The 13,893-nt window shown below is 59.8% G+C and carries 12 protein-coding genes; 7 read left to right on the top strand and 5 right to left on the bottom strand.

All coding sequences use genetic code 11. From position 1 onward, the window contains the following. From LAO20_11590 to LAO20_11580, 3 genes are all read left to right on the top strand, one after another. On the top strand, nt 1-345 hold a 345-nt coding region (locus LAO20_11590), incomplete at its 5' end, for a GTPase domain-containing protein (GenBank protein MBZ5532065.1). 294 nt (nt 346-639) lie between these two features. Further along, complete coding sequence (locus LAO20_11585) at nt 640-2,148, top strand: putative glycoside hydrolase (GenBank protein ID MBZ5532064.1); 1,509 nt, start codon at nt 640-642, stop codon at nt 2,146-2,148. 217 nt (nt 2,149-2,365) lie between these two features. Beyond that, the gene (locus LAO20_11580) at nt 2,366-3,322 is read left to right on the top strand and encodes a branched-chain amino acid transaminase (GenBank protein ID MBZ5532063.1); all 957 of its coding nucleotides are present in this window, start codon (nt 2,366-2,368) and stop codon (nt 3,320-3,322) included. Nucleotides 3,323-3,769: 447 nt separating this feature from the next. Here LAO20_11580 and LAO20_11575 read toward each other — a convergent pair whose 3' ends face one another. From LAO20_11575 to LAO20_11560, 4 genes are all read right to left on the bottom strand, one after another. Beyond that, nucleotides 3,770-4,111: a hypothetical protein gene (locus tag LAO20_11575; GenBank protein ID MBZ5532062.1), complete on the bottom strand. Its 342-nt coding sequence runs from the start codon at nt 4,109-4,111 to the stop codon at nt 3,770-3,772. Between the two features lie 19 nt (nt 4,112-4,130). Continuing rightward, a complete protein-coding gene (locus tag LAO20_11570) occupies nt 4,131-6,764 on the bottom strand; it encodes a protein kinase (GenBank protein ID MBZ5532061.1) in 2,634 nt (877 codons plus the stop codon). 141 nt (nt 6,765-6,905) lie between these two features. Next, nucleotides 6,906-7,457 carry a GNAT family N-acetyltransferase gene (locus LAO20_11565; protein MBZ5532060.1) on the bottom strand — a complete coding sequence of 184 codons (552 nt, stop codon included), beginning with the start codon at nt 7,455-7,457 and terminating at the stop codon, nt 6,906-6,908. Between the two features lie 41 nt (nt 7,458-7,498). Then, entirely contained in the window at nt 7,499-7,939 is a 441-nt protein-coding gene (locus LAO20_11560) for a DUF3788 domain-containing protein (GenBank protein MBZ5532059.1), read from the bottom strand. Between the two features lie 176 nt (nt 7,940-8,115). Here LAO20_11560 and LAO20_11555 point away from each other — a divergent pair, with 176 nt between their 5' ends. Both LAO20_11555 and LAO20_11550 read left to right on the top strand, forming a co-directional pair. Then, nucleotides 8,116-8,928, top strand: a complete 813-nt coding sequence (locus LAO20_11555) for a VTT domain-containing protein (protein ID MBZ5532058.1) — start codon at nt 8,116-8,118, stop codon at nt 8,926-8,928. A 234-nt stretch (nt 8,929-9,162) separates the two neighbouring features. Beyond that, on the top strand, nt 9,163-10,308 hold the full coding sequence (locus LAO20_11550) for a lactonase family protein (GenBank protein ID MBZ5532057.1): 1,146 nt from the start codon (nt 9,163-9,165) through the stop codon (nt 10,306-10,308). A gap of 129 nt (nt 10,309-10,437) precedes the next feature. Here LAO20_11550 and LAO20_11545 read toward each other — a convergent pair whose 3' ends face one another. Further along, the gene (locus tag LAO20_11545) at nt 10,438-11,808 is read right to left on the bottom strand and encodes an NAD(P)/FAD-dependent oxidoreductase (GenBank protein ID MBZ5532056.1); all 1,371 of its coding nucleotides are present in this window, start codon (nt 11,806-11,808) and stop codon (nt 10,438-10,440) included. A gap of 230 nt (nt 11,809-12,038) precedes the next feature. On the opposite strand from LAO20_11545, the gene LAO20_11540 reads away from it, so the two are divergent. Continuing rightward, entirely contained in the window at nt 12,039-13,163 is a 1,125-nt protein-coding gene (locus tag LAO20_11540; protein ID MBZ5532055.1) for a type IV pilus twitching motility protein PilT, read from the top strand. Between the two features lie 199 nt (nt 13,164-13,362). Next, nucleotides 13,363-13,890 (top strand): RecX family transcriptional regulator, encoded by a 528-nt coding sequence (locus LAO20_11535; protein MBZ5532054.1) that lies wholly within the window; start codon nt 13,363-13,365, stop codon nt 13,888-13,890. Nucleotides 13,891-13,893 lie beyond the last annotated feature (3 nt).

Below are 13,893 nucleotides of genomic sequence, written 5' to 3'. Positions count from 1 at the left end.
GGACAGGTCTTCTACGACGCCAGCCGCAAACTGATCCTGCGCGGCGTGGACGGCGTGGTCTTCGTCGCCGACTCGCAGGAAGAGCGCCTGGACGCCAACCTGGAGGCCCTGGAAAATCTTCAGGAAAACCTGAAAGAACACGGCTACGATTTCAAGAAGATCCCTTACGTCCTGCAACTCAACAAGCGCGACCTGCCCACCGCCATGCCGGTGGAAGACCTCAAGCGCGAACTGCAGCGCAAAGGCGAGCCGGTGTTCGAAGCCGTCGCGTTTAAAGGTGTTGGCGTTTTCGAAACCCTAAAAGAAGTCGCGCGCCAAGTGCTGGTGGAGTTGAAGAAAGGATAAGAGCAGCCATTAGCTCTTGGCCCTTGGCCTTTAGCTTGTCCATCGTAATGCCAGGGGCAAGAATCCACCCAAGCCAGTTTCTGAATCGTGCGAATTAGCCTTCGTAAATCCAAAAACCACTTCGGGGTTTTCGATTTTGGCCAACGGCTAATGGCTAAAGGCTAACAGCTGGTGCTCTTCGCCTGCGGCGAAGAGCACCTTATGACCTAAGTCCAAGCACCACCGGCCATTTTGATTTCCACACGCCGGGGCGTGCTAAGATGCCTCTTAGACCCCGGAAAAGAGTAGCTCCGAATGGTACCCAAGAAACTTAGAGTGGTTTCCACGGCAGCCGTGTCGGCTGTCGTCACGCTGGTCATAATTTTCTTTTTCACGCGTCACGCCGAACTGTTTTCGCAGACGCATGTCTCGGCGGCACAAAAGCCCGCCGCGCAGAACCCTGCCGTTCAAAGTAACGGCGCGCAGCCCGCGGCCCCCGCAGCGCAGCAGTTGCCGCCGGGCACCATCGCCCATGAAGCCAAGGCTGTAACCAGCGCGCAGTTTCTGGCGCGCCAGCACCTCAGCGAGTCACAGTATATGACGGTGGCCGAGTACGTGGAAGCCATCGCCAAGGCCAACCACGGCAAAACGACGTTCAAGAAGGGCGAAACCGCTCTCATCCCCGGCATTGAGCCGCAGCCCATCGTGGAAAAGAGCCGCCCCTTCCCTAAAGACGGCGAAGTTCGAGCCATCTACCTGACCGGCGGCACCGCGGGCAGCGCCAAAGGCATTCAGCTTGTCCGCCGCTGGCATGAAGCCGGCGGCAACGCCGTGGTCTTTGACATCAAGGACAGTGACGGCACCATCAACGTTCCGTTTGATCATCCGCTGGCGCGGAAGATCAAGAACCATCCGATCACCAACCTGCCGAAGTACGTGCGCTATCTGCATTCGCTGGACATGCACGTGATCGCCCGCCAGGCGCTGTTCCGGGATGACAACATCGCCAAGAACCATGGCGCACAGGCGGTGCAGTCGCGCAGTCTGCATCAACCGTGGAGAGAAAACGGCAAGCTGGTCTGGGCCGACCCTTCCAACAAGCAGGTGCAAGACTACAACATTGCTCTGGCGAAATACGTCGCCACCTCCGGCGTGGATGAAATTCAGTTTGATTACGTCCGCTTCCCCGCTGAAGGCAACCAGGCAGACGCCGAGTTCGCTTTCCAGAAAGACCCAAAATCGAAGCTGCAGCGTGATGACGTCATCGCCGCCTTCCTGGAGCGCGCTTATTCTGAGTTGCATCCCGCGGGCGTGCTGCTCTCATTGGACGTGTTCGGCGTGATGGCCTGGCAACGTAGTGTTGACCTGCGCCACACTGGCCAGGACATTGTGAAGATGGCCAAGCATTGTGACGTGGTGTCGCCCATGATCTACCCGTCGCACTTCTTTGGCATGGATGGCTACGCCCATCCGGGCGATGCGCCGGAACATTTCATCGCCATCTCCATGGACCGCTTCGGCAAAGTTACCGCCGGCTCCGGCGTGGTGATTCGGCCCTGGTTGCAGGCCTTCCACTGGCGCACCAAGACCTATTCGCCGCAGTACATCCTGGCCCAGGTGGGGACGTCAAAACAGCACGGAGGCAACGGGTTCCTGTTCTGGAACGCCGCCAATGACTACTCCAAGCCGTTTGCCGCCATGCCGGTCATGATGAAGGACCCCAAGCAGTATCTGTATTCGCCACCCGCCACCGTGGCCCAGAACGCTCCCACGCCCGGCCCGGAAGCCGGTAAGCCGGCAGCCGGCGGCGGCCAGCACCCGTAAAAGGCTCCCTCCCGGCTGACTTTTGTCATGTTGGAAACAAATGCTTTTCTACCTGATCTAAAGTTAGCCGGGGGAAATTCCGTCAGATATAATGGTGCGTTCGCGCCCAGAATCTTATCTAAAAGACTGGAAGACCGTTTTGGCCCGCCACACGGCCCGGGCGGAAGTCTGAAACAAGCGGCAAGCGGGACCACACCACGGAAACAAGGAGCCTGGCATGGCGATTCAAGCGACCGAAAAGATCTGGCACAACGGGAAATTCATCCTTTGGAAAGACGCCCAGGTCCACGTGATGTCTCACGTCGTTAACTACGGTTCTTCCGTATTCGAAGGCATCCGTTGCTACGCTCCCAAGAACCAGCCTGCCATCTTCCGGCTGCGCGACCACATGCAGCGCCTGCTGGACTCCGCCAAGATCTACCGCATTGAGCTTCCCCAGTCGCTGGAGCAGCTGTGCGACGCCGCCTGCGAACTGGTGGCCGTCAACGGCGTCTGGCCGTGCTATCTGCGGCCCATCGTCATGCGCGGCTATGGAGAAGCCGGCGTGAACCCCTTCAATTCGCCTACGGAGACCTACATGGTCAACTATCCGTGGGGCAAATACCTGGGCAAGGGCGATGTCACCGAAGGCGTGGAGGCCTGCATCTCGTCCTGGTCGCGCATCGCGCCCAACACCATGCCTGCCATGGCCAAGGCCGGGGCCAATTACATGAATTCCCAGTTGATCAAGATGGAAGCCATTGTGAACGGCTACGTGGAGGGCATCGCTCTGGACGTGAACGGCTACGTGAGCGAGGCCTCGGGCGCCAACCTGTTCATGGTCCGCAAAGGCAAGCTGATCACGCCGCCGCTGGGCAACTCCGTGCTGCCGGGCATCACCCGCGAATCCATCCTCACCCTGGCTGAAGATATCGGCCTGCCGGTGGTGGAGCAGATGGTTCCCCGCGAAATGCTGTACATCGCCGACGAAGTCTTCTTCTGCGGCACCGCGTCAGAGATCACGCCCATCAAGTCCATTGACAAGATCAACGTCAACAACGGCAAGACCGGACCGGTCACGCTGGCGCTGCAACGCGAGTTCTTCGGCATAGTGAACGGCACGGCCGCTGACCGCCACAACTGGTTCACCAAAGTTCCGGTCAAGAACCACGCGAAACAGGCGGTGGGGGCCTGACCCGAAACGCCGACATTCCTGGGGACGGACTTCGGCAAGGTCTTCGGTGAAGAACGACGCCAAAAAGGCCATAGTCGAAGTTAGAGGTTAGCCCTAAAACACAAGAAGAAGGCCACGTGGCCCTCTTCTGAAAGAAAGATGGAAGCTCGGGGGTTAACCTCCCCCAATAGTTATCGTGTAAGGCCCCCCAAGAGCAATGACTATCACTAGAAGTGTTAGCATTTGATATCCTTTCTTCAAGCTAGTAGCTCCGAAGCAATCGAACCTTTGATGCGATGGTTTTGACAGGCTTAGAACCGCCCAACATTGTAGGAGGCGCGTGTTGTACACGTCAAGAAGGGCAGAGAATTTTCGACTGCAAGAAAAGGCCGCACGGACTGTGCGGCCTTTTTATTTTGGACTATTGAAACTGCTATTGAACGCCAGCTCACTCTTGGGTCCTGCGGCTTACTTCTTGTATTGACCATGGCCCGGAGGGTGTGGGCCCGGCGTGGATCCGATGGTGATGGTGTACTGCGTGGCGTCTGTGGGCTTGGCCCCCGTCGGGCAAGCGTAACCCGAGGGGTGTACCTCGTAGTTCACGCTCGCGCGGCTTGCGATGGTCACGTCTGTTTTATTGCCGCCCTGTGGAATCGCGACGCCCCAGACTCCGAAGGTAGTGTTGTTGGAAAAGCAAACCTGAACCGCGGCATTCGCGGAATGGAATGAAACCGCCGTTTGGTTCTCCCCCACAGTGTAGTTATTCGCAACTGGGTTGCTGCCACTGCCGGTTATATTGATATCTGCCATTGCATCTCCTTTCGAATTACTATGGTTGTTGGTGTGGACCTCTACTGATTACCCGCTGAAGTTCCGGGTCGGCTAGCAGCGCCCGGGCTTCGGGATCTTGCTTCATGAATTCCAGATCATAGCCCTTGTCCAGCGCCTTGATCGCGTATTGGATTCCCCGGGCATGGTCACCCAACGCCTGGTAGATGACCGCTGCGTTCTCCAGGACATCAGGATCATCCGGAGCCAGGGCCAGCGCCGTTTCCACACGCGTGACGGCTTTCTGCTTCTGCTGTAGGTACGCGTATAACTGGCCCAGCTGGACCTGCACGCCGGCATCCTGGGGACGGAGCTTGGCAACTTCTTCCACCATCTGCAAGGCCTGCCGGTAGGCCTCCACGGCCCTGGCATCGTCATTCAACCAGCGGTACTGGCCCGCCAGATTGACCCAGAGCCGGTAATCTTTATTGTTCAACTTCAGCGCCGCTTCGGTGTTCTGGGCGGCTTCCGCATATTTTCCCTGGCGGAAGTAGACTTGGCCGAGGTTGGCATAAATCCCATACGAAGGGGAAATCTTAAGGGCCTTGCCCAAAGCGTCGGCAGCCTCAGGCAGGCGGTTGCTCTCGATCAACGCAGCGGCGGCATTCAGGTAGCCGGCGACGTTGTCCGGCGTGAGTTCGCTGACATGCTGGAACTGTGCAATGGCCTCGGGGTAGCGCTTCTGGCGATAGAAGAACAGCCCCAGGGTGTTGTAGCCGTCCCAATAATCGGGCCGGAGAGCGGCGGCCTTGCGGAACATCTCTTCCGCATCTTTGGCCCGGCCCTCGGTTTCGTAGACCCGGGCAATACCAATCAGGGCGTCGGCGTTGTGCGGCTCCAGGGCCAGCGCGCGCTGGAATTCCTGCAGCGCCACGTCGTGCTTGCCGCCGGCGTCGTTGATTCTTCCAATAGTCACGTGCACCGCGGCAAGCTGGTCGTTGAGCTGCAGCGCCCGGTTGCAGTTGGCGGACGCCTCGTCCAGCATGTGCTGGTCCTGGCTGGTTTTGAACTTCAACAGGTAAGCTTCGCCCAGGCCGGCAAAGGCAATCGCGAATTTGGGATCAGTCCGGGTGGCGTCATTCAATGCGGAAATCGCCTGGTCCAGGTTGCCGGGTTTGTCATAACGCTGGATCAAGCCCAGCCCCTTCAGATACAGCTCGTAGGCCGCCGGCACCACGGACCCGCCAGTGTTGCGCAGCATGTCGCGCGTCAAGGGAATCTTCATCAGGTTGGCCAGCTTGGCCACCGCCGAATCCTGCACCGCGGAAAAATCACCGGCGCGATCTTCAAACTCGCCCGAACCAAGCTGCCGCATGCTCTTGGCGTCAATCAGGTTCAGGATGAGCCGCACTTTGTCGGGGTCTCTCTGCAGTGTGCCGGCCACCACCAGGTTGGCGCCGAAGGTCTTGAGCGCGGCGCCCGGGTCGGTGACCTTTCTGCGCCGCACTTCGCTGGCGGGGACCACCCAGAGCGATTCATTGCCGACTTCCAGGTTGGAGAGCCTGCTGGTGAGACTTTCCATCAATCCATCGGCCAGCGTGGCGTCATTGGGATTGCTGCCGATGGTATCAATGGGCAGCACGGCGATATGCCGGATCGGCGGCGTGAACATGCCGGGCGCCACGCGCTGCCGCACGGCGGGAACCAGCAAGCTCAAGCCCATCACGACCGCTACCGCCAGAAGCCCGAAGACCCATTTCGCCGGCCCGCGCCGCGGCTGCGCGATGGGCCCCAGCGCTGACACCGAAGCCTTCTCGCGATACGACGCCAGCTCGCGGTCCGACATGGTAGGCCGGTTGTCGGTCCGGGCCGGAGCCGCGGCCTCCAGGTCGGCGGCCATCTCTTCGGCGCTCTGGTAACGCTGCTCACGGTCCTTGGCCAGCGCGCGGTACACAATGCGCTGCAGTTCGGGCGCAACGTCTTTGGGAATCTCGCGCGGCGGAGCATGGACTATGGCAAACAGCATGGCAGCCACGCTGTCCCCCTCAAACGCCAGATCGCCGGTCAGCATCTGGTGGAGCACCACGCCCAGGGACCACAAGTCCGTGCGACGGTCAATCCCTTTTTCCCCCAGCACCTGCTCGGGCGACATGTAGGAGGCCGTGCCCGCGGTCGCCAGGGTGCGCGTGGAATTGGCGGAACTGATCACCCGCGCCAGCCCGAAATCCACGATCTTGACCAACCCCTGGGCCGTAAGGACCACGTTGGAAGGTTTGATGTCGCGGTGCACGATGTTGCGGGCGTGCGCGGCCGCCAGCCCATGCGCGATCTGGATGGCGATAGGCACCGCTACCGACGGCGGCATGGGGCCGTTCATCTTGTGCGAGAGCGTCTGGCCTTCGTAGTAGGCCATGACAATGAACAGCCGTCCTTCGGGGTCCTCTTCGATTCCGTGGATGGTGCCGATGTTCGGATGGTCCAGGGCGGAGGCGGCGCGCGCTTCCTCCAGAAACAGCGCCCGCGCGGCTTCCGATGCATTGGATTCCGGAGGGAGAAACTTCAGCGCTACCGTGCGCTTGAGCTTGATGTCCAGGGCCTTATACACCATGCCCATGCCGCCAGCCCCCAGCATACCCAGGATCTGGTATCCGTTCACGGTTTGCCCGGCTGATGCTGGTTGAGAACCTTCATTCATGGAGTCGCCTTCACGGGGTGGTCCAACATGCTGAGTTTGGCGTGAACAACGAACCTGGTAACTGGGAGCCTACGGACCGTCGATCCAATCACTTGACTTAAGTGCAACAATACCATATGTCCCGGTCTGGCTCACACAGCGTCAAGCTCTCAGCGCCCGCCGCGCGCGCCATTCCTCCGCCGTGATCTCCCAAATCTCTGCCGTAAAGCGGCCGGAAACGAAGTCTTTCTCTTCGGTGCCCACCATCCGCATTCCCTGCTTTGCGGAAATGCGGCCGGACGCTGTGTTCAGCGCGACTTTGGCTACGCGCAGTACGGGAAACTTGAGCACGTCAAACCAGAAATCGGTGACGGCGTCGGCCGCCTCGGTCATCAGGCCCTGTCCGTGCCATGGCAGGCCGAGCCAGAAACCGCGATTGTCCGCCGGCCCGCTCCTTAAGGCGATATTGCCAATCAACTGCTCCGGCTGGGTCTTGAGCCGCAGAGTCCAATTCCAGGCTTGGCCGCGTTCCATCGCGGGCAAAGCCACATCGCGGTAAAACGTGTAGGCGCCGTCCGGCGGATAGGGCCAAGGGACAGGGCCAGCGAGGTAGCGCACAATCTCCCATTGCGGGAACAGAGTCTGGGCCTGCTCGGCGTCCGCCAGTTCCAGCGGCCGCAACAGCAGGCGGCGAGTTTCCAGGATAGGGACCATTTTCCAATCATAAGCGATGGGTACTGCGCTCGAAACGCCGCTCAGTTCTCCGCTTTGATGACGGCCAGCTTCCTGACAATCGCCGCGTCGCCTGGCGACTTGACCACAATCCGGACGGCGGTTCCTTCAGCGTACTTCCTGGCCTGGGCCATGATCTTGATGGCCTTCTCCGGAAGCCGGCTCTTCCGCGCCGCCTCAACCGCCTTGCCGCCAAGGGCGAACGACGCCAGAAAGCAGCCTGGACACGGCGAGAGATACACAATGATGCGCCCCGCCCGCTTGAGCCGCAGTGACCATCCGGCCTTTTTGGAGTACGAGCTCCATTCCTGGCCGTTAACCTGCAAGTCATCTGCCAGGCCGACGATGACCTGGTCCCAGAGCAGCTTGGCTTTGCCCAGTTCCGCGGCCAGTTCACCCTCAGTAGGCCTTGTCGGCCTCCCGATGAATGCGTTGGAAGGCATGATTCCGGCTTTCTCAGTCATCTCAGAGTTCTCCGGTAACGCTGGTCTGCCATGAATTTTCTGCTTCTTTCCGGCTTGGCGCGAATCTCATAGTAGTCGAACGGCGAAGCTTGATCACTAGAACATCCACTTTTCGTCATTTTCCGTATAACTGTAGAGTGCAATTCATCAACACCATGGGGAGCAGCTAAGAAATCATGGACAGTTTTCTGAGCCTGATCGCGCGCCACGGATACTCCATTATCTTTCTCTCCGTGTTTGCCGAATCCGTGGGCCTGCCGTTGCCGGCGGCGCTGGCCATGGTGGCTGGCGGAGCGGCGGCGGCTTCAGGAATCTTGAGCGCGCCCGCGGTGTTCGCCATCTGCTTTGGGGGCATGGTCGTCGGCGACCTTCTGGTCTATTTCTTCGGACGCCGCATGGGCTGGTTCCTGCTGGCATTTCTTTGCAAAGTCTCGGTCAATCCGGAAACCTGCATCCTGCGCTCCGCCGAGTCGTTTTACAAACGTGGCAAGACCACGCTGGTCATCGCCAAGTTTATTCCCGGCATCGCCACCATGGCCGCGCCCCTGGCCGGCAGCATGAAGATGCGTCTGGGACAGTTCCTGCTGTATGACGCCGCCGGGGCCACGCTATACACCTTGGTCTACGCCGGGCTGGGGTATCTCTTCCATAACTTCCTGGGCGTGATGGTGCACGGCTTTCAAACCGCCGGCCGCGCCGTGGAGATCGTGGTGGTGCTGGCGGTGGCCGCCTACATCGCCTACCGCGCATGGCTGTACTGGACGCACCGCGTGTATCGCGTGGTGCCCCGCATTCCGGTGGAATTGCTGGTGGAGAAGGTCCGCTCTGACGACTCCGGCAAAATCGTTCTCGCCGACGTGCGCAGCCACGGCTATTACGATTCCGGATCAGAGCGCATCCTGGGGTCCATTCGCCTGGAGCCCAACAACCTGGCGGAGGCCATCGCTTCCTTGCCCAAGGACCGCGAGATCTATCTCTACTGTACTTGACAGCGCGAGGCCACCAGCGCCCGTGTGGCGCATATGCTGCGGGAACAAGGCTTCAACGCGTTTGTCATCACTGGAGGCCTGGCTGCCTGGCGTAAGGCCGGCGGCGAGGTGGAATCCGTTCCCCAGGACGACCTGGTATTCCTGCCAACATTCAGCTGATCAACTTTCTGCGAAAGCTTCTAGTTGTCTCATAGTTCGGATAAGAGTAGGCTTCTAGAGATATAAGGAGTCGCCATGAAAGCTCTTATCCTATCTCTTGTAGCTATATCGGTCTTATTGCTCGTAGGATGCGGCGGCGGAGGCCCGGTCATCCACATAGGTAGTCCGGTAGGCCCGTTCGTGCTTACCGTCAGCCCCGCGTCTTCCAACGTCTCCAGCTTCAAAGGAAGCAACAGCGGAGCGATTTCTCCCATCTCGTCGCCCGCCGCCGGGACGTCGCCTTCGGCCATCCTTCTTCAGTCGCCGGAGATTGATTTGATCAATGTTTTTGTCACCGACTCCGCCACCAACCGGCTGACGCTGCTCAATCTGGACTTCCAGAGCGGCGTGCTGACCAACACCGGATTTTCCGTGCCGGTAGGCTCGAATCCCATGGGGCTTGCGCTGTGGGGCGGGGCCACCGTGGCAAACGCGCCGCAGCCGCAGTTCGGCTTTGTGTATGTGCTGAACCAGGGATCCAGCAGCATTTCAGTATTCAACATCACAGACAGATTTGGGCATCTGAGTGAAGTTCCGGGATCTCCCTTTGCCACGCCGCCCAACCCGCAGGCCGTCACCGTCGCCAATCTCGGCGACGCGATCAATGTTTCAGTCGTGGTCTATGTGGCGGCCGGCAACCAGCAGTTGGCCGGATATCATGCCAATGCTGATGGCTCGCTCACCGCGCTGCCTGCTTTGGGAGTAAGCGCCGGCACCAACATCAGTTGGGTCGCGGCGCGTGGACTATTTCTCTACGCTTCTGACACCGCCAACAACCAGATCCTGGGATTCAAGATACAGAGCAACGGCAGCCTGGTGGCTGTAGGCCCGGGAGTTCCGGCCGGCGCGCAGCCCGGCGCCATCAATGCCAACGCATTTAGTACGTTCCTCTACGCCGCCAATCAAGGCAGCAACAATATTTCCGGCTACCGTCTGGATCCGGTCACCGGTGTGCTGACGCCGCTGGCTGGCTTCCCGGTGGCCACGGGAACCACGCCGGTAAATCTGTCTGCGGTGGATGGACGCCAGCACATGTACGTGGCCAACCAGGGCTCCAATAACCTGAGCGCGTTTTCGGTTGACTTCAACACTGGCGCTCTTACCCCGATTCCCGGCTCGCCGTTTCCTGTGGCTGCTTCGCCGCGCGCCGTCGAAGCCTATTTTGTGATGAACGTGGATTGAGCGCGCAAAAAAAAAGAAGTCGGCGAAGGGCGCTTAACCGGCGTCCTTTGGTTTTTTATGACAACTTAGCAGCTTCCTTCCGGTTTCAAAATTAACCAATCACCAAATTACGCAATGATGAAATCCTGGTCACCTGGCTTTGACTTTCGGCTTCTCTTCAGGCTGGCTTTCTTCTTCTCCGGTGATCAGCCGGGCATTGCTCTTGTAGGTGATGTAAGCCCAGGCCCACTCCAGCATGACCATGAAGCGGTTGCGGAAGCCGATGAGGAAGAACACGTGGATGAACAACCATGCCAGCCAGGCAAAATAGCCGGAGACATGGAACCTACCGAAGTCGCCCACGGCGCGCGAGCGTCCGATGGTGGCCAGCGTGCCTTTGTCCAGGTAATGAAATTCTTCGCGCGGTTTGCCGGCGACGGCGCGCTTAATTTGCCGGGCCGCGAATTTGCCCATCTGAATGGCCGCAGGCGCAACGCCGGGGACCATTTTCTTGGCCAGCGCTGCCGTGCCGGCGTTCGCCTGCGCAGCAGCGCCGGTTTTTTCGGCTTTCATGTACGCTGCCGCCAGGTCGCCGACGACAAGAACTTCAGGATGACCGGGCACGCTCAGGTCCGGTTCCACGATCACGCGACCCGCCCTGTCCGCCGGAGCGCCCAGCAACTTTCCCAGCGGCGACGCTGACACGCCTGCTCCCCACAGCACGACCGTCGCAGGAATCTTCTCTTTGCCCACGGTCACCATGCCGGGTTCAAGGTTGGTGACCAGCGCGTTGGTGCGGACCTCCACGCCCATCTCCTTAAGCTGGCGCTCGGCGCTGAGAGAAAGGTCTTCGGGATAGACCGGCAGCACGCGCGGGCCGCCTTCCAGCAAAATGATGCGCGCTTTGCTGGGATCAATGGCGCGGAAGTCGTGTTCCATATAGCGCTTGGAAATGTCGGCGATGGCCCCGGCAAGCTCCACGCCGGTGGGTCCGGCGCCAATCACCACAAAGTTCAGGGGCGGCCCGGACTGGCCAGCAATGGCGTCGCGTTCAGCGTTCTCAAAAACCATCAGAACGCGGCGGCGAATGTTGATGGCGTCCTCTAAGGTCTTTAGCCCAGGCGCAAACTCGGCCCACTCCGGATGGCCAAAATAGGCGTGCGTCGCCCCGGAAGCCACCACCAGATAGTCGTAAGGCAGGCTCAAAGGCTGGGCATCGCCCGCGCCGTCCAGTCGGACCAGGCGCTTTTCCAGGTCAAAGCCCGTAACCTCCCCCAGCAGGACTTCAACATTGCGGGCGTTTCGCAGCACGGCACGCACGGGAGAGGCTATTTCCGCGGGGGAAAGCACCGCCAGTGCCACCTGATACAGCAAGGGTTGGAACGTATGATGGTTCTTGCGGTCAACCACCGTGACGTTCACCGGGGCGCGTCCCAGGGCCTTGGCAGCGTTGATCCCGGCAAAACCCGCTCCCACAATGACCACTCGAGGCCAATTGACGTTCTGTGTCATCGGTAACATTGTAAGTCGCCGGCAATCCACCGTACACTCTTGAAGGTAAAAGCCTTATAGGCCCCCTTTTGGCGGATTTCCCGGGTCACGCTGGCGGTTACCGGAGTGGTTCATCTCCGGTCGCTTGCCCGATTGTCATCCCGGAAGTCCCGTGTTAAGTTGCAGCCACTTCTGAAAGTACCGGCCGCGGACGGAAGGCATTTTCGGTCGCTAGCCCAGTTTCTGGTGAAGAGTGCACTATGCATATTGATGATCTGCTTCGCATTGCCATGGAGCGCAAAGCCTCCGACTTGCACTTGAAAGTCGGCAACTATCCGCACGTCCGCGTGGACGGCGAACTTGTGCCCCTGACCGACCAGCCGCGCATCTCCGCCGAAGACATGTTGAACATGGCGTTCAGCATGATGTCCAACCGGCAAAAGCAAAAGTTCAAAGAGCAGGCCGAGCTGGACATGGCCTACGGCGTGGCCGGCCTGGGACGCTTCCGTGTGAACGTATTCCAGCAGCGCGGCAACGTAGGACTGGTGCTGCGCGTAATTCCCACCAAGATCCGCGCGCTGGAAGAGCTCTATCTTCCCAAAGTGATTGAACACGTTTGCGAAGAGGCCCGCGGCCTGTGCCTGGTGACCGGCGTCACCGGCTCCGGTAAGTCCACCACGCTGGCCGCCATGCTGGACCGCATCAACTCCAGCCGTCCGGAACACATCATCACCATTGAAGACCCCATCGAATTTCTGCATCGCGACAAAAAAGGCTTCGTCAACCAGCGCGAAGTGGAAGTGGATACGCCGTCGTTCGCGTCGGCGCTGCGCGCCAGCCTTCGTCAGGACCCGGACGTGATTCTGGTGGGCGAAATGCGCGACCTGGAAACCATCTCCACCGCGCTGCACGCCGCTGAAACCGGCCACTTGGTCTTCTCGACTTTGCATACTCTGGACGCCGTGGAAACCATCAACCGTATCATCGCGGTGTTTCCGCCGCCGGAACAGAAGCAGGTCCGCATGCAACTGGGCGCCACGTTGCGCGCCGTGGTCAGCCAGCGCCTGGTCAAACGCGCCGACGGCGCGGGCCGCGTCCCGGCTTGCGAAGTGCTGATCTCCACCGCGTTCGTCCGCGAGTGCATCATGGTGCCGGAAAAAACCCGCATGATCCATGAAGCCATTGCCGCCGGTACGTCACAATACGGTATGCAGACCTTCGACCAGTCGCTCTACGACTTGTATTCTCAAGGCCTGGTCAGCTATGAAACCGCGCTGGAAAACGCCAGCAACCCAGACGACTTCAAGCTCAAGGTGCAGGGCATCCACTCCACCGGCGATGCCGCCCGCGAGCAGATGGAGCAGGCCGGGTACTCGGGAAGATAAACAACCGCCTAACCACAAAGGACACGAAGGAACACAAAGGGGAGACGCTGCGGCGGCTCCCCGTTTTTTTCTGCGCGAACGTGAAAGGTACAGGAAAAGGTGGGGTCTCACGAGTAAAGCGACAGTTGCTTGATTCGTGTTCATTCGCGAAATTCGCGGCCTCCTTTTTTCTTCTGCTATTCTTCTTGGCGAGACCGCCGTGCCCTTCCAGCGCCCCAAGAAGACTTTCGACGAAGCCTCGCTCTACGACTACGCGGTCGGCGCGCTGGGCCGCCGGATGCGCTCCGTCGCCGAACTGAAGCGCCTCATGCGGAACCGCTGCCCCGATGAAACCATCCTCGATAAAATCGTTGCCCGCCTGAAAGACCAGAAGTACCTGAACGATTCCAATTACGCCGCGGCCTACACGGCGTTTCGCCGCGACAATGAGAAATTCGGCCGCCGCCGCGTGATCACTGACCTGAAGGTCAAGGGCGTCCATGCCGACGTGATCGAAAAAGCCGTGGACGATGCCTACGCCAGCGTGAATGAAGAAGACCTGGCACGCGCCTTTCTGCGGCGCAAGCGCCTGAAGAAACCGGAAAACAACCGCCAGGCCGCGCGCATTTTTCGCGCGCTCATGCGGGCGGGCTTCGGCGCCGGCGTGGCCATCAAGCTGCTCAAGAATTGGGACGTGGAAGAAGAAGTCCTGACGGCGCTGCAGGAAGAAGAAATTGCAGAGAGTTAGTTC

Source organism: Terriglobia bacterium (assembly GCA_020072815.1).
Classification (GTDB): Bacteria; Acidobacteriota; Terriglobia; order Terriglobales; family Acidobacteriaceae; genus Angelobacter.
The sequence above is the reverse complement of the archived record's forward strand: the minus strand, read 5'-3'. Positions and strand labels throughout refer to the sequence as shown.

Excerpts from the sequence above, each read along its gene's own strand:
- LAO20_11585 (MBZ5532064.1), top strand. The coding sequence starts at position 640 with ATGGTACCCAAGAAACTTAGAGTGGTTTCCACGGCAGCCGTGTCGGCT.
- LAO20_11580 (MBZ5532063.1), top strand. The coding sequence starts at position 2,366 with ATGGCGATTCAAGCGACCGAAAAGATCTGGCACAACGGGAAATTCATC.
- LAO20_11575 (MBZ5532062.1), bottom strand. The coding sequence starts at position 4,111 with ATGGCAGATATCAATATAACCGGCAGTGGCAGCAACCCAGTTGCGAAT.
- LAO20_11570 (MBZ5532061.1), bottom strand. The coding sequence starts at position 6,764 with ATGAATGAAGGTTCTCAACCAGCATCAGCCGGGCAAACCGTGAACGGA.
- LAO20_11565 (MBZ5532060.1), bottom strand. The coding sequence starts at position 7,457 with ATGGTCCCTATCCTGGAAACTCGCCGCCTGCTGTTGCGGCCGCTGGAA.
- LAO20_11560 (MBZ5532059.1), bottom strand. The coding sequence starts at position 7,939 with ATGACTGAGAAAGCCGGAATCATGCCTTCCAACGCATTCATCGGGAGG.
- LAO20_11555 (MBZ5532058.1), top strand. The coding sequence starts at position 8,116 with ATGGACAGTTTTCTGAGCCTGATCGCGCGCCACGGATACTCCATTATC.
- LAO20_11550 (MBZ5532057.1), top strand. The coding sequence starts at position 9,163 with ATGAAAGCTCTTATCCTATCTCTTGTAGCTATATCGGTCTTATTGCTC.
- LAO20_11545 (MBZ5532056.1), bottom strand. The coding sequence starts at position 11,808 with ATGTTACCGATGACACAGAACGTCAATTGGCCTCGAGTGGTCATTGTG.
- LAO20_11540 (MBZ5532055.1), top strand. The coding sequence starts at position 12,039 with ATGCATATTGATGATCTGCTTCGCATTGCCATGGAGCGCAAAGCCTCC.